The 14,677-nt window shown below is 57.6% G+C and carries 13 protein-coding genes; 6 read left to right on the top strand and 7 right to left on the bottom strand.

Features of this window, described 5'->3' with window-relative positions:
* Nucleotides 1–29 precede the first annotated feature (29 nt).
* Nucleotides 30–2,447: an FAD-dependent oxidoreductase gene (locus tag GS632_RS03995; RefSeq protein WP_171721372.1), complete on the bottom strand. Its 2,418-nt coding sequence runs from the start codon at nt 2,445–2,447 to the stop codon at nt 30–32.
* 192 nt (nt 2,448–2,639) lie between these two features.
* Here GS632_RS03995 and GS632_RS03990 point away from each other — a divergent pair, with 192 nt between their 5' ends.
* Complete coding sequence (locus GS632_RS03990; protein WP_171237468.1) at nt 2,640–4,208, top strand: ABC transporter substrate-binding protein; 1,569 nt, start codon at nt 2,640–2,642, stop codon at nt 4,206–4,208.
* 52 nt (nt 4,209–4,260) lie between these two features.
* On the opposite strand, the gene GS632_RS03985 is transcribed toward GS632_RS03990, so the two are convergent.
* The 4 genes from GS632_RS03985 to GS632_RS03970 all read right to left on the bottom strand — a co-directional run bounded on the left by GS632_RS03985 (nt 4,261) and on the right by GS632_RS03970 (nt 8,249).
* Nucleotides 4,261–5,568, bottom strand: a complete 1,308-nt coding sequence (locus GS632_RS03985; RefSeq protein ID WP_171174450.1) for an HlyC/CorC family transporter — start codon at nt 5,566–5,568, stop codon at nt 4,261–4,263.
* 62 nt (nt 5,569–5,630) lie between these two features.
* Nucleotides 5,631–6,587 (bottom strand): site-specific tyrosine recombinase XerD, encoded by a 957-nt coding sequence (locus GS632_RS03980; RefSeq protein WP_171174448.1) that lies wholly within the window; start codon nt 6,585–6,587, stop codon nt 5,631–5,633.
* A 2-nt stretch (nt 6,588–6,589) separates the two neighbouring features.
* Entirely contained in the window at nt 6,590–8,110 is a 1,521-nt protein-coding gene (locus GS632_RS03975; RefSeq protein WP_171721373.1) for a hypothetical protein, read from the bottom strand.
* A complete protein-coding gene (locus tag GS632_RS03970; protein WP_171174444.1) occupies nt 8,100–8,249 on the bottom strand; it encodes a hypothetical protein in 150 nt (49 codons plus the stop codon). Before GS632_RS03970 ends, GS632_RS03975 begins: the two co-directional genes overlap by 11 nt.
* Before the next feature lie 79 nt (nt 8,250–8,328).
* Between GS632_RS03970 and GS632_RS03965 the strand changes: the two genes are divergently transcribed.
* A complete protein-coding gene (locus GS632_RS03965) occupies nt 8,329–8,916 on the top strand; it encodes a shikimate kinase (RefSeq protein WP_171174443.1) in 588 nt (195 codons plus the stop codon).
* On the top strand, nt 8,916–10,028 hold the full coding sequence (aroB, locus tag GS632_RS03960; RefSeq protein ID WP_171174441.1) for a 3-dehydroquinate synthase: 1,113 nt from the start codon (nt 8,916–8,918) through the stop codon (nt 10,026–10,028). Before GS632_RS03965 ends, aroB begins: the two co-directional genes overlap by 1 nt.
* Nucleotides 10,029–10,037: 9 nt before the next feature.
* On the opposite strand, the gene GS632_RS03955 is transcribed toward aroB, so the two are convergent.
* Both GS632_RS03955 and ssb read right to left on the bottom strand, forming a co-directional pair.
* On the bottom strand, nt 10,038–11,108 hold the full coding sequence (locus tag GS632_RS03955) for a site-2 protease family protein (RefSeq protein ID WP_171237470.1): 1,071 nt from the start codon (nt 11,106–11,108) through the stop codon (nt 10,038–10,040).
* Between the two features lie 18 nt (nt 11,109–11,126).
* Entirely contained in the window at nt 11,127–11,615 is a 489-nt protein-coding gene (ssb, locus tag GS632_RS03950; protein ID WP_171237471.1) for a single-stranded DNA-binding protein, read from the bottom strand.
* A gap of 203 nt (nt 11,616–11,818) precedes the next feature.
* Here ssb and GS632_RS03945 point away from each other — a divergent pair, with 203 nt between their 5' ends.
* The 3 genes from GS632_RS03945 (at nt 11,819) to GS632_RS03935 (ending at nt 14,573) form a co-directional block, all read left to right on the top strand.
* Entirely contained in the window at nt 11,819–12,397 is a 579-nt protein-coding gene (locus tag GS632_RS03945; RefSeq protein ID WP_171174435.1) for a lytic transglycosylase domain-containing protein, read from the top strand.
* A gap of 97 nt (nt 12,398–12,494) precedes the next feature.
* Nucleotides 12,495–13,457, top strand: coding sequence for a LuxR C-terminal-related transcriptional regulator (locus tag GS632_RS03940; RefSeq protein WP_171721374.1), 963 nt, complete (start codon nt 12,495–12,497; stop codon nt 13,455–13,457).
* 129 nt (nt 13,458–13,586) lie between these two features.
* Nucleotides 13,587–14,573, top strand: a complete 987-nt coding sequence (locus GS632_RS03935) for an MBL fold metallo-hydrolase (RefSeq protein ID WP_171174424.1) — start codon at nt 13,587–13,589, stop codon at nt 14,571–14,573.
* The last annotated feature ends 104 nt before the right edge of the window (nt 14,574–14,677 follow it).

Below are 14,677 nucleotides of genomic sequence, written 5' to 3'. Positions count from 1 at the left end.
AACCACCATGCCGCTGGTTAAACGCAGTGTCATCCCCTCATGCGTGCCCCGTCCGGATCGAACAAGGGCGTCGAGATCACCCGGGCCTTACGCATCTGCCCCAGGATTTCGATTTCGACCTCAAGCCCGTCTGACACACGCTCAGAAGGCAAGAACCCCATCGCAATGGATTTCTGCGCGAAGTGAGAAAAGCCACCCGACGTGCAGAAGCCAACCACCGAACCGTCCAGCCAGATCGGCTCATAGGCGTTGACGTCTGCATCTTGTGCATCGACTTCAAACGCAACCAATGTGCGGGCGCTTCCGTCCGCGCGGTCTGCCTCGGCGGCGGCGCGGCCGATAAAGTCGCTGTTCTTGCGGAAGGAGATGAAGCGGTCCAACCCGGTTTCCGCAGCGGTGTAATCAGGCGAGAACTCTCGCATCCACGAGCCAAAAAACTTGTCCAACCTCAGGCTCATCATCGCGCGCATCCCAAAGGGAACCATGCCATGTGTTTGCCCGGCTTCCCACAATGCCCACCAGAGTTGACGCTGGGCTATCGGATCGCAGTAAATCTCGTACCCGAGATCGCCGGTATAGCTGATACGTTGAACGATACAATCGGTCATGCCAACGGTCATACGGCGGACATCGAGGAACTGGAAATCACTCAGATCGTCACGCGTGCAGACGGCCAGCACCTGTGTTGCCTTGGGGCCTGCGATCTGAAACCCGTTCAAGCGGTCGCTGATGTTCTCGATGGATACGCCTTCCTGCACATTTTGTAAGAACCAGCGCATGTGGAACGCTTGGCTGCCGTATGAGGCCGTAAGTCGAAACTCGTTTTCGCTCAGACACGACACGGTGAAATCGCCGATCAATTTGCCTTTGGGCGAGAGCATCGGTGTCAGGGACAGGCGGCCGGGTTTTGGCATACGTCCAGCCATGATCCGGTCCAGCCAATCCCGCGCCGCTGGTCCGGTGATCCGGTATTTGCCAAAGTTGTGGACTTCGTTGATACCAACATTCTCGCGCACGGCACGCACTTCGCGACCTGTCGCATCGAACGCGTCGGACCGTCGGAACGATGGGGTCTCGAACCCCGGCTCCTCTCCTTGGGCAAAGTAGTTGGCGACTTCGAGCCCGTATTGCTGGCCCCAAACCGCGCCCAGATCACTGAAGATGTCGTACATCGGCGTTGTGCGGTTGGGACGCGCTGCGGGCAGTTCCTCGTTCGGGTAGGCGACGCTGAAGCGTTTCTGATAGTTCTCGATCACTTTGGGGCGGGTATAACCGGGGCTGATCCAGTCGCCGAACCGGGCCACGTCCATGGCAAACACGTCGCGTTCGGGCTCGCCTTCGATCATCCATTGCGCCAGCGTCAGGCCAACACCGCCGCCCTGGCTGAACCCGGCCATCACGCCACAAGCCGACCAGTAGTTGCGCATTCCGGGAACCGGCCCGACCAGGGGGTTTCCGTCGGGTGCGAAGGTGAACGGCCCGTGGATTACAGACTTCACACCAGCTTCGGCGAGAACTGGGAAACGTTTGTAGGCAAATTCGATGCTGTCGGTGATCTTGTCATAGTCATCAGGCAGCAGTTCATGGCCGAACTCCCAAGGTGTTCCATCGACGGCCCAGGGTTTACAGGGTTGCTCGTAAAACCCGATGCAAAGGCCGCGCCCTTCCTGCCGGAGATAGCTTTCGCCCGCCGGGTCCATCACATGGGGATGCTCGCCACCGGCGTCGATGATCGCCTCGATCTGAGGGATCGAGTCCGTGACAAGATATTGGTGTTCCATCGGGTGCAGAGGGAAGTAGATACCCGCCATCGCGCCCACCTCGCGCGCCCAGAGACCGCCTGCATTGACCACATGCTCCGTGTGAATCGTCCCCTTGTCGGTCACCACATCCCATGTGCCATCCGGGCGCTGGTTGGTTTCTCGCACCATGCAATGGGTTTCGATCGTGGCCCCACCCATCCGCGCCGCCTTGGCGTAGGCATGTGTGGTGCCCGAGGGGTCAAGATGCCCATCGAGAGGGTCGTAGAGCGCGCCGATGATGCCATCGGTATTGGTGATCGGGGCGATATTTTTGATCTCGTCCGGCCCGACGATTTCTGTTTCCAACCCCATGAAACGGTGCTTGGCGCGCTCGGCCAGCAGCATGTCAAAACGGTCCTGATTGTCGGCCAGGGTCACGCCGCCGACGTGGTGCAACCCGCAGAACATGCCTGTGATTTCTTCCAGCTCTTTATACAGTCGGATGGTATAGCCCTGCAGCGCGGCCATATTGGTGTCGCCGTTGAGGGTGTGAAACCCGCCCGCCGCGTGCCAGGTCGATCCGCTGGTTAACTCGGAGCGTTCCAGCAGCATGACATCCGACCAGCCCAGCTTGGTCAGGTGATACAGGACTGAACAACCGACGACACCGCCGCCAATGACCACCACGCGGGTTTGCAGTTTCATAAAGACCTCCGATTGATTTCCGCCAGTGTGCGCAGGGCGCTACTGAGCGCAATGCCAAACGCGACAAAACTTGTCGTGGAAGTCATTCGCAAGGCTGGATAAACGCACCCAAGGTCGGTCACGCGCCCGTTACAGAATCAATCTAAAGGCGCTGCGACTGCACCTTCGTGAGACTCTCAGTTAGGAAATGAAATGAGTAAATTCGAACTCAACCCCCAAGCGTTGAGCCGCCGTGAGTTCATGGCGAAATCTGCGGCCCTGGGCCTGAGCGCGGCTGTAGCCAGCACCATTTGGGCTGAATCCGGGCTGGCGGATACGCCCAAGAAAGGGGGGCACTTTGTTCTGGGTCTGAAAGGAGGAGAAAGCACCAACACTCTGGACCCGGCCCTGTCGACGTCGCACGTGACTGCGAAGGCTTTGCGCGCCTTTGGTAACACTTTGACGATTGTCACCGCAGATGGCGACATTGCCCCCAGCATTGCTGAAAGCTGGGAAGCGTCCGGGGATGGCAAGGTTTGGACTTTCCGCATTCGCAAGGGAGTAGAGTTCCACAATGGAAAGACCTTGACGCCAGAGGATGTTCAACAGACGTTGGCGCGTCACTCGAACGAGGATGCTCAATCCGGTGCGTTAGGGATCATGCGTGGGATCGAGGATATCCGGGTCGACGGTGACTATGTGGTCGTCACCTTAACCACCCCAAATGCGGACCTGCCGTATCTGATGTCGGATTACCACCTGGTCATGCAACCGGGTGGCGGCATGGACAATCCGGCCGAAGGCATTTCGACCGGGGCATACAAGGTCGTCGCGGACGAACCGGGCGTACGCTATGGGTTCGAAAAATTCGCCAACCACTGGGATGACAGCGTCGGCCATTATGACAGCCACGAGATTCTGGTTCTGAATGATGACACCGCTCGTTCGGCGGCTTTGCAGTCAGGTCAGGTTCACGCGATGAACATCGTCCCACCACGGACCGCGAAACTGTTCGGGCGCGCGCCTGGCATCAACATCAACGCCACATCGGGCCGCGGGCACTACATCTTTGTTATGCATTGCGACACCGCTCCGTTCGACAACAAAGACCTGCGTCTGGCGCTGAAATACGCGATCAATCGCGAACAGATGGTCGAGAATGTGCTGCGCGGCTACGGCTCGGCCGGGAACGATATACCGATCAATGAAGCCTATCCTTTGTTCGATGATACGATGGAACAGCGCGCTTTTGATCTGGCCAAGGCTTCCGAGCACTACAAAGCGTCGGGCCATGATGGCTCGCCCATCGTGTTGCATGTTTCGGATGCCGCCTTTGCGGGCGCCGTAGACGCCGCGCAACTGTTCCAACTGTCAGCGCAAGAGGCGGGCATCCCGCTGGAGATTCAGCGTGAGCCCGCAGATGGGTACTGGTCCGAAGTGTGGAACAACAAGCCGTTCTGCGCGTCCTATTGGGGTGGTCGCCCGGTGCAGGATCAGATGTGGTCGGTTGGTTATCTTTCCACTGCCGACTGGAACGATACGCGTTTCAAAAACGAACAGTTCGACGCGTTGCTCTTGAAGGCGCGTTCCGAGTTGGACGAGACCAAGCGCAAAGAGCTCTATGGTCAGATGGCCCGGATCGTCTGGGAAGAAGGTGGTCTGATCAACCCGATGTTCAACCAGTTCATCGATGGCTACTCGGATAAGGTGACCGGCTGGGGCGCGCACGCCAATGGCGACCTTATGGACGGCTATGTCGCCAGCCGTACCTGGTTCGCCTGAGGTAGAGATTGCGACCGGTGCCCTGATTTGGGGCACCGGTTTTCGCGACGCCTTACAGCGGGCGGACTTTCAAAGCGGTGATACGATTGCCTTCGCGATCGGTCACTTCGAAGCGGAACCCGTGGAACGAAAACACCTGACCCACGACGGGGATCATTTGTGCTTCGTGTATGACCAGCCCAGCAAGTGTATTGGCCTCTTCATCCGGCAGTGACCAGTCCAGCGCCCGGTTGGCATCACGGATGGTCATTGCGCCTTCGACAAGGTACTGCCCGTCTTCGGTGCGGGTGACAGGCACTTCTTCATCAATGTCAAATTCGTCTGCGATTTCGCCTACGATCTCTTCCAGAATGTCTTCCAGCGTGATCAGTCCGCGCAAAGATCCGTATTCGTCGACCACCAGTGCAAAATGGCTGTGCATCCGCAGGAATTCACGCATCTGGTCGTCCAGAGTGGTGGTTTCCGGCACGAAATAGGGGTCATTGGCAACTTTACCGATATCAAAGCTGGCCAGACGGTCAGTGCCGCCATCGCTGCCACCGGCTTGCGCATACATCGCTCGGAAAAGGTCTTTGGCATGCACAACACCCACAATGTTTTCCGGCTCATCCCGAAAGACGGGAAGGCGCGTATGCGGGCTTTCCAGACATTGCTTAAGGATCGCTTCGGGCGCGGCGTCGGCGTCAATCATCTCGATATTCGAGCGGTGCAACATGATCTCTTCCACCGCGCGGTCACCCAAATCCAGTGCGCCCAGAATACGGTCGCGGTCTTCCTTTTCTACCACGCCTTCGGAATGGCCCAGTTGCAGGGCGCCGGCAATTTCTTCACGAACAGCCAGAATGTTGCTGTCGGGGTCGATCTGCACCCCAAACAGGCGCAAGACACCGCGCACCAGCAATCGCACAGCGGCAACGATGGGCGAAAACACCGTCACAACCACGCTGATGATTGGTGCAACCGCAGAAGCAGCTTTTTCAGAATTGGTGATGGCGTAGGTCTTCGGCAGCACTTCGGCAAAGATCAAAACCAGCAATGTCATCACCAGTGTCGCCAAGGCCACGCCGCTTTCGCCGAACAAGCGTGTGAACAACGCCGTCGCCAGCGACGCCGCCAAAATGTTGACCAGGTTATTGCCCAGTAGAACCGATCCGATCAGACGTTCGTTGTCATCGGTGATCTCGAGCGCCTTTTTTGCCCCGCGTGATCCTTTGTCGGCCTGCGCCCTGAGTTTTCCGCGAGAAGAGGCCGTAAGCGCTGTTTCCGAGCCAGAAAAGAAGCCGGACAAGACGAGCAAAAGGAGGATAGCACCAGAGGTAAACCAGAAAGTGCTGTCGATCAGAGAAGGTGAGGGTTCCATAGGTCCTTGAGAGCTAGAGTTCTGCATCCGTTATGGGGATGCGACCCCGCCGGATCAAGGGCTTAGCCCTCGTCTTTCTTGGGGTCTTTGCTCAGCGGGTGATGCTGCAACACCAGTTCCGCCAGACGTTCGTCCAGAACATGGGTGTAAATCTCGGTTGTTGCGACGTCGGCGTGACCCAACAGGGTCTGGATCGAACGCAGATCAGCGCCATTTGCCAGAAGATGCGTGGCAAAGGCATGTCGCAACGTGTGCGGCGTAACCTTTTCGGGTGAAACACCACCGTGCACGGCCAGTTCCTTGACCAGCAGAAAGAACCTGTGTCGCGTCAGATGGCCCGATTTCCCGCGCGACGGGAACAAAAAGCGGGACCTTTGGCCACCTTTCTCAACGGTCTGCTCTTCGGCTTCATCCCGTTCGGTCAGCCAATCGGCCAATGCATTCCGCGCAGGTGGGGACAATGGCACCATGCGTTCCTTGCCACCTTTGCCCAGCACCAGCAGCATACGCGGATCGCCGCGCGCCGAGGAAACGGGCAGGGACACAAGTTCGGTCACGCGCATTCCCGTGGCGTAAAGCAGTTCCATCAGGCAAGTGTTACGCAACCGGTCCGACTGGGTGCGTCCGGTTTGGCGCGCTGCTTCAAGAAGGCGGTCCACCTCGGGCACACCCAAAGTTTTGGGAAGACGTTTCTGTCGCCCGGGACCTTTGATCTGAATGGCCGGGTTCACATCGTGCCAACCTTCCTCGAAGGCAAATCGATAGAGTTGTTTGATGGCCGAAAGACGTCGCGCTCGGGTGGAACGGGACAAGCCCTGCGCATCGCAGTCGATTAGGTAGGCTTCGATTTGGTCGCGGTCGGCCTGTTCAAACCCTGTGGCTCGGTGCTCCAGCCACGCGGCAAGATCTTTCAGATCACGCCCATAAGCCAGCAACGTGTTTGTCGCCGCGCCAAGTTCAGCCGCCTGCGCTTGCAGGAAGGTTGAGATCCATAGCTCGTTGGATGCTGGGCCGCCCATGGTCACCGCTCTTGCAGGATCAGCAGCGTCAGCGCGGCACGGCGGGCCGTGTCCTCAAGCCCCACCTTTCGGAAGGTTGCGATTGCTCCGGCCAGATCCACCAGATTGCCGCGCGCGCCATGGGCAAACAGTTGCATCGCTTCCAAAATGGCTTCGCCCAACTGACCGTTGGCTAACAACGCGTCGATGTCGCTGGGCACAGGTGCCAACCACTCGAATCCCTGCGCGACGGCATCTGCCAAGGGGGAAGGGGAAACAGCGCGTCCGGGATCGCCTTGCGCAAGTGCCGCAAGGAACAATGTGTCGGTCCCGTTGTTGGGCGTAGCAAGGGCTGCACGCTCATACATGTCGGACAACATGAGGATGCGCCAGCGCAGGTTTTCGGTGGCGGGCACCGGCAAAGTTACCTGCGACAAGCGCTCGGCAAAAAGGTCGGCAAAGGATACTTCAAGTCCCACGCTGCGCATCTGTTGCCAGACTGTAGGCAGAGTCTTTCCGATGGCGTCGGCATTGCCCGTATTCAGCGCGCTTTCAAATTGTTGGATGGCTGCGACACGATCCCAGACTGCGCCAGAAGCAGCGGGATCACGTTCGGTATACAGGCCCAAGAGCTGATTTGGGGTCAAAGCACCGATCCGCGTCAACCGTTCTGCGGCTTCGATCTGAGCCTTCCAGCCCGCGACGTCCCGCAGATCTGCATTGGCAAAAGCACGCGGCAAAGGGGCGGATGGCAGGCGTTCCCCGATGGCTTCGAACAGCCGGAAACTCAGCGGGTCCGGGTCTTCGGGCTGCGGCAAATAGGCTGCGCCCTCATAAAGCTCGGGGCTTAGAAACCGATCAAGAACAGCAAGGTCTTCGGGCGGCAGAAGTTCTAGTGCGTGCGCCGCTTCGAGTGTCAGCGCCGCAGACGCCCAATCCCCGCGACGTGCTTTGCAGAATATCTGCACCGCATAGTTCTGCGACAGATGAGGTTGGGCAATCAGGGCGGTGCAGCTGCGATCTTCGTCCCCGGTCAGCAGAGTTGCGTCAAACCAGCGTTGAAACCGCTCTTGGGTATCCGTCGGTCCTGCCAATTGCACAAGGGATTGTACAGGATCTGCTGCACCCAACTGCATCAGCCGATCCAGGCGGGCCAAAAGCAGCACCTCTTGCGCATCAGGCCCGGACGGGGCGCGGGATTCGGACAAGAGCAACGTGAACAGCAAGCGCTGCATGGCAGGATTGTCACGAACAGGGATTTTGGAGATCAACTCAGCCAGGCGAGCGTGGTCACTGCCTTTCCAAAGGTCGATCGGCAGTCCCGTAACGGTGGACGAAACAAGACCCAACGGCCGCGACAGAGCCTCAAGCGACGTCACCTCGATGTCCGGTAATGCGCCGTTTTGGGCGACCGGGGGCTCTAGCAGAACGGTTCCGGGAAGGTTTTCGGGCGGATTCGACAACCAATCGATGGCTGACAAAGGGTCCTGCGCCTGTGCCGATCCTGCCAGAAAGACGGCAAAAAGCGCCTGTTTAGTCGACATCCAGCACGACCGGTTCGCGGATTTCACTTTGGGGTGCTGAGAAATCCGCGCCAAAGAAAGGACCGACATAGGCATAAGCCACCAGCCCAATGAAACCCAGGCAAAGAACATATATCACGAATTTGATCAGACGGCCCATGGCCCCACGCTGCCTCAATTTTTGATTTTGGCCAAGTTATAACTGGCATTTTTCCTAAGATCACGTCATTCACAGAGAAATGAGCGAAATTAAGCATAACACGCACATCGCAGACGCACAGGGCAGGTTTGATCTGCACAAAACCGTGGTTTTGGTCGGGATGATGGGGGCAGGCAAGACTGCTGTGGGCCGCGCTTTGGCGGCGCGCTTGGGCGTTCCGTTTCTGGACAGCGACGCCGAGATCGAATCAGCGGCCAACATGACCATCCCGGAAATTTTCGAACGGGACGGAGAACCGTTTTTTCGGGCAAAGGAAGCGCAGGTTATCGGCCGCTTGCTGGAAGAGAAGAAGGGTGTCCTGTCCACTGGCGGCGGGGCATTTCTGCAACCGGGAAACCGGCGAACGATCAGCCAGCAGGGCGCCTCGGTATGGCTACGGGCTGACCTGAACGTGTTGTGGAACCGGGTGCGCCACAAGGACACGCGCCCGTTGCTTCGAACCGCAGATCCGTATGCGACATTAAAAGCCCTCTACGAGGCGCGCGTACCGGTTTACGCCGAGGCGGATTTGACGGTCGAGTCCGATGGCGAAACCTCGATCGAGAATATGGTGGACAGGGTTGTCGCAGCGTTGCTGGCGCGCCCCGATGTTTTGGAACAGAAGTAATGCATCAAACAGTACATGTGGATCTGGGCGACCGTTCGTATGATGTCGAGATCGGCCCGGATCTTCTGGCGCGGGCAGGAGAGTGGATTTCCCCACTATTGCCGCGCCCCAAAGTGGCCGTCCTGACCGATGAGAACGTGGCTGAGTTGCACTTGGACGCTCTGCGTGCGGGTCTCAACGCCGCCGGTGTCGAGATGACTGCCTTGGCCTTGCCTGCGGGCGAGGCCACCAAAAGCTGGCCACATTTTGAACGCGCGGTTGAATGGCTGCTGGCAGAGAAAGTCGAGCGCCGGGATGTGGTTGTGGCTTTGGGTGGTGGGGTCATTGGTGATCTTGCAGGTTTTGCTGCGGCTGTCCTGCGCCGCGGGGTCAGGTTTGTGCAGATCCCTACCTCGCTGCTGGCGCAAGTTGACAGCTCGGTTGGCGGCAAAACCGGGATCAATGCGCCTCAGGGAAAAAACCTGATTGGGGCGTTCCATCAACCATCGCTGGTTTTGGCCGATACCTCGGTCCTGGGAACCATGACCCAGAGGGATTTTCTGTCGGGCTATGGCGAGGTCGTGAAATACGGTCTGCTGGGTGACGCGGAATTCTTTGAATGGCTCGAGCAAAACGGCCCAAGCGTGTCCGCCGGAGACATGGCGGCACGCGTGCGGGCCGTCACCCGTTCAGTGCAGATGAAAGCCGATATCGTTGCACGGGATGAAACCGAACAGGGTGATCGTGCTTTGCTGAACTTGGGGCATACGTTCTGCCACGCGCTTGAGGCGGCAACAGGGTATTCCGACCGGTTGCTGCATGGCGAAGGCGTCGCCATCGGCTGTGCGCTTGCGTTTGAACTGTCCTCGCGTCTTGGCCTGTGTTCGCAGGAAGACCCAAGCCGGGTGCGGGCGCATCTACGCGCGATGGGGATGAAAACCGATCTTGCTGATATTCCTGGAGACCTTCCAAGTGCCAACGCGCTGGTGGAACTGATGGGGCAGGACAAGAAGGTTGTGGATGGGCAATTGCGCTTCATCCTCGCGCGCGGCCTCGGTCAGGCTTTTGTTACGTCTGATGTTCCGAAAGACGCCGTTCTCTCAGTCCTGTCAGACGCTTTGGCGGCGGCGTGAAACAGGGTCCTAGCGGCCCTGAATCACCATGAGTTCACCGATATTCTCACGCGTGATATAGCCCACCATGCGCCCGCCATGGGTGACAACAGCGATGGCCGGAGCGCCTTTGTGAAGATGCTCCAGCACCTCTTCTAGCCCAGTGGTCAGGGCGACTGAGGGAATATCGGCATCCATCACCGAAAGCGCAGAGGTTGATCGGGGCTGATCGCTGGCCAGAGCGGCGAACAGGCGATCCCGGGTTACGAAACCCAGCAGGCCACGATCATCCTCCAGGACAGGAAATTCGTGCTGTGTCGTATGAATGACGGCTTGCGCCGCCGTGCTGAGCGTGTCGCTGGGGGATAAGGCGTGAAACTCGGTGATCATCGCGTCCCGGGCCAAGACGCGGCGGGCGGCGGACCGCAATGCAACATCCTGGCTTTCTGCGTTGGCTGCGATGAAAACGAACACCGCAATCAGGACAAGGATGGGGTTTGCGGTGCTAAGACCAAGAAAGCCAAGGCCGATGGCGACGATCTGGCCGCCTATTGCGGCCAAACGCGTTGCTTTGACCCGGTCCATGCGCAAGCACAGCAGGGCCCTGAACACCCGCCCTCCGTCCATGGGAAAGGCGGGGATCATATTGAATGCGGCCAGCAGCAGGTTGATATAGGCCAACCTGTCCATCAACCCGGTACCGGGCGAGTCGATCTGCGCAAAGGTTTCAAATGGCGTCCCTGCGCCAAGGGCAACAAGTACGATCCAGATGACAATATTCACAGCAGGGCCCGCAAGCGCCACATAGACCTCTTGCATGGGTTTTTCCGGCATGCGTTCCAGCCGAGCCAGTCCACCGATTGGCAGCAGCGTTATGTCAGGAGTTTTGATACCATAGCGCCGGGCCATGAGGGCATGGCCAAATTCATGCGCAACCACACAGGCAAAAAGCGCCAGAACAAAAATAAGGTTGTCTATGGCGGCGGGCAGACCGCCCGCGGAATAGGCTGCAAAGCCGACCCATGCTAAAAGCAAAAGAAAAGTGACATGGACCCTCAGTTCGGAACCGAGCAACCGGCCGAGAGAGAAGGACCATGTCATGTCGTGTCTCCGTTTCGATTAGAACGGAATCTCGTCGTCGTCGATTCCACCTGATGCAGGCGCTGGTGAGCTGGACGGGCCACCGTAAGGGTCGCCGTAACCGCCACCAGCTTGGCCGCCGCCATAACCACCGACACTTCCGCCGCCACCTTCGCCACGGCTGTCCAGAAGGGTCAGTTCACCTCGATAGGGGCGCAGGACAACTTCGGTGGAATAACGATCCTGACCGGATTGATCCTGCCACTTGCGGGTTTCCAGCTGACCTTCGATGTAGACCTTGCTGCCCTTGCGCAAATATTGCTCGGCAATGCGGGCCAAAGGTTCTGAGAAGATGGCAACCGAATGCCATTCTGTACGTTCGCGACGCTCGCCTGTGTTGCGGTCTTTCCAGTTTTCCGAGGTGGCAATGCGCAGATTGCACACTTTGCCGCCGTTCTGAAACGACCGAACCTCGGGGTCGCGGCCAAGATTACCTACCAGAATGACCTTGTTGACTGAACCCGCCATGTAATTCCTCGTTCTGTTTCGCGTATATGCACCGAATCCGGCGCGGCTTGTTTCGTGAGACCCTATACGGCCTGCATCGTGGTTGAAACACAGTTGATACAACAGTGTTCAACAAGAGTCTTACTTTGATGTTTACCAAGCTTTCATTTTTGTCGGGAATACCTATACTCCGACTGGTTTCTGATCGAGCAGGATTGGCATTGATGCGTTCTTGGGTTGCTGGGTTTACTGTTGTCTGCCTTGTGCTGGCTGTTGCGCCCGTGCAGGCGCAAACGCTGTCCACCAAAAGCCGTAAGGATATTTTTCTGAAGCAATCCAAAGTTTTGGATTCACGCGCGGCCACTCAGTATCGGGATTCTGAGCGTCTCAAACCCAAAACGTCCCGCGCGCAGGTCAGCAAACGCTATACCGGAAAGTACCGGGGTCAGTATCTGGACCTGGCGAAGCAAGCTGCGAGGCTTCACAACATCCCCGAGGACTTGTTCCTGCGCCTTGTACAACAGGAAAGCGGATGGAATCCGCAGGCGAAATCTCACAAAGGCGCGCTGGGACTGGCGCAGCTGATGCCTCAGACCGCCGAGCTTTTGGGTGTAAATCCGCTCGATCCCAAACAAAACCTGGAAGGCGGGGCCAGATATCTGTCCTGGCAGTATCGCAAGTTCAAATCCTGGCCACTGGCTTTGGCTGCTTATAATGCGGGTCCCAAAGCGGTTGAAAAACATGGTGGTATTCCGCCGTATAAAGAAACGCAGAACTATGTGAAGGTCATCTGGGGCGGGTAAGCCCGGATGCTGCGACGCAGAGCGTCCAATTCTTGATTCCGTGCGGCTCGTCCAACTAACCTGAGAGGGTACCGCCCAGTAACTGGTGAGGCCCCTCATGCCTGTTGACCACCCGCAAATTCCCAAAGAAACACTGGCCAACTGGCAGCAACTGGTTGATCTGGTCGCCGAGTTGGCAGATGTGCCCGCGAGCCTGATCATGAAAACCGATGCGCCTGACCATGCGGTTCTGATCACCTCGGATCATCCCGAAAACCCCTATCCGGTCGGATTGACTTTCCAGCTGAATCCCAAACTCTATTGTCAGGGCGTTCTGCAGCGGGACGGAGAGCTGGTGGTCGAGGATGCCACCTGTGACCCGGTCTGGTCGGACAATGACGATCTGGAACACGGCATGACGTTTTACATCGGTCTGCCGCTGAAATGGCCCGATGGATCCGTGTTCGGAACAATCTGCGTTCTAGATCGCAAACAAAACCGCCGGGCATTGCTGTTCCGCGAAGGGCTGACGCAGTTTGCGCGCATGGTCGAGTCGGATTTGGCTTTGTTGCAAGAGGTTTATCTGCGCCGCGCGTTGGAAGAGAAACTGAATGAAACACTTGCGCAGCTTGAAACGCGGGTCTCGGATCGCACGCGTGAATTACAGGAAGCCAACACGGCGTTGCGCGTGTTGCTGTCTAGTCTTGAAGATGATCGCAAGAGCCGTGACATGGAGATTGTCGAACAGGTGCGTAGCCGGGTGCTGCCCTATCTGGGTAAGGTTCGAGCGCAGTTGGCAGGTGATGAGTCGCAGAGTGTTTACCTCGACCTGGTTGAGAATAACCTGAACGAGATCACGTCGTCGCTGTCCGACAAATTGACAGATGCGTTTGCGGCGATGACCCCGACCGAGATGGAAATTGCCCAGATGGTGATGTTTGGAAAGACTACCAAGGACATCGCAAAGGCGCTGTCGCGCGAGACTTCGACAATCGACTTTCACCGCAACAACATTCGCCGCAAATTAGGCCTTGATGGGCGCGACCAGAACCTGCGCAGCCATCTTCTCTCAATTTCGTGATGGTGGAATATGGGGATTGCCCCCATATTCCACCCCTAATTTTCCGGTCTGAGCCAACATTCTTTGGCTTGTTACCCTCTGTGATGGGGTGCGGGCAAATCGCACACGTCCAACAGAGAGGTACATTAAATGGATCGCAAAGATCTGAAACCGACCATCCTGAACGGGGACAAGGATCACCTGGCACCTGGGCTTTCACGTCGATCATTTTTTATGGCCGCAGGGGCTGCCGGCGTTGGTGCGACGGCTTCAGTACTGGGCGCAAAACCGGCTGAGGCGCAGTCTCAAGCCTGGTTGCAACCGGGAAACAATAACCACGTCATCGATCTGCAGGGATCGACCGGGCAGGCCAGCACCGGAACGGTAGGGATCGACTATTATGGTCATTGCGCCATCAAAATCACGTCACCCAACGGGGCGACCGTTCTGTTTGACCCGTGGCGCGATGATCCATCAGGGGCGTGGGGTTTGTGGTTCCGCAACGAGTTTCCTCAGATCCCGGTGGATATCACGTTGTCGACCCACGCGCATTTTGACCATGACGCCATCGAACGGCCAAGCTCGACCATGGTGCTGGACCGGATGGTTGGCAAATTTGAGTTCGCCGATCTCAAGATCACTGGTTTTGCAGACAAGCACGCCTGCGTTGCACCCGGGTGGTATGATTGGACCAATGCGCTGGCCGAGTTCGGGGCAGAAGCCTGTCCGCCGAACAATGTGGGTCACATGGATATGGTGGTCTATCTGGTGGAAACCGGTGGAATTCGCACGCTGATCTGGGGCGACAATCGTCACAACCCGCCGCAGGAGTTCTGGGATGCCATTGGACAGGTGGATGTTCTGACATTGCCGGTGGACGGATCGGAACATATTCTCAGCTTTGAGCAAGGCAATGATATCGTTTCTAAACTTAAGCCCAAGGTTATCATTCCCACCCATTACCTGAACGAAGTCACATCCTACACACTGACCACGTTGCAATCGGCTGACGATTGGGTGAAGGGGCAGCAAAGCTACAAAATGCTCGAAAGCGCCAGCTTGCAGCTAGAGGCCGGTGACGTTGCCGGAATGAACCAAGAGTTCATGCATTTCGGCAACAATGTCATGACAGGCTGAGGACAATCGGGGACACCACTCACGCATATTCCTAAGCGCCGCCTGTCTCCCCGCAAAACGTGGCGCTACCAGAAAGGGCCGGTCAATGACCGGCCCTTTCTAAG

It is taken from the genome of Ruegeria sp. HKCCD7296 (genome assembly GCF_013110775.1).
Lineage (GTDB): Bacteria > Pseudomonadota > Alphaproteobacteria > Rhodobacterales > Rhodobacteraceae > Ruegeria.
This window is presented reverse-complemented; position numbering and strand designations above follow the sequence as displayed.

Coding starts and splice junctions, on each gene's coding strand:
- GS632_RS03990 (WP_171237468.1), top strand. CDS start 2,640: ATGAGTAAATTCGAACTCAACCCCCAAGCGTTGAGCCGCCGTGAGTTC.
- GS632_RS03940 (WP_171721374.1), top strand. CDS start 12,495: ATGCCTGTTGACCACCCGCAAATTCCCAAAGAAACACTGGCCAACTGG.
- ssb (WP_171237471.1), bottom strand. CDS start 11,615: ATGGCGGGTTCAGTCAACAAGGTCATTCTGGTAGGTAATCTTGGCCGC.
- GS632_RS03965 (WP_171174443.1), top strand. CDS start 8,329: ATGAGCGAAATTAAGCATAACACGCACATCGCAGACGCACAGGGCAGG.
- GS632_RS03935 (WP_171174424.1), top strand. CDS start 13,587: ATGGATCGCAAAGATCTGAAACCGACCATCCTGAACGGGGACAAGGAT.
- GS632_RS03985 (WP_171174450.1), bottom strand. CDS start 5,568: ATGGAACCCTCACCTTCTCTGATCGACAGCACTTTCTGGTTTACCTCT.
- GS632_RS03945 (WP_171174435.1), top strand. CDS start 11,819: ATGCGTTCTTGGGTTGCTGGGTTTACTGTTGTCTGCCTTGTGCTGGCT.
- GS632_RS03955 (WP_171237470.1), bottom strand. CDS start 11,108: ATGACATGGTCCTTCTCTCTCGGCCGGTTGCTCGGTTCCGAACTGAGG.
- GS632_RS03995 (WP_171721372.1), bottom strand. CDS start 2,447: ATGAAACTGCAAACCCGCGTGGTGGTCATTGGCGGCGGTGTCGTCGGT.
- GS632_RS03975 (WP_171721373.1), bottom strand. CDS start 8,110: ATGTCGACTAAACAGGCGCTTTTTGCCGTCTTTCTGGCAGGATCGGCA.
- GS632_RS03970 (WP_171174444.1), bottom strand. CDS start 8,249: ATGGGCCGTCTGATCAAATTCGTGATATATGTTCTTTGCCTGGGTTTC.
- GS632_RS03980 (WP_171174448.1), bottom strand. CDS start 6,587: ATGGGCGGCCCAGCATCCAACGAGCTATGGATCTCAACCTTCCTGCAA.
- aroB (WP_171174441.1), top strand. CDS start 8,916: ATGCATCAAACAGTACATGTGGATCTGGGCGACCGTTCGTATGATGTC.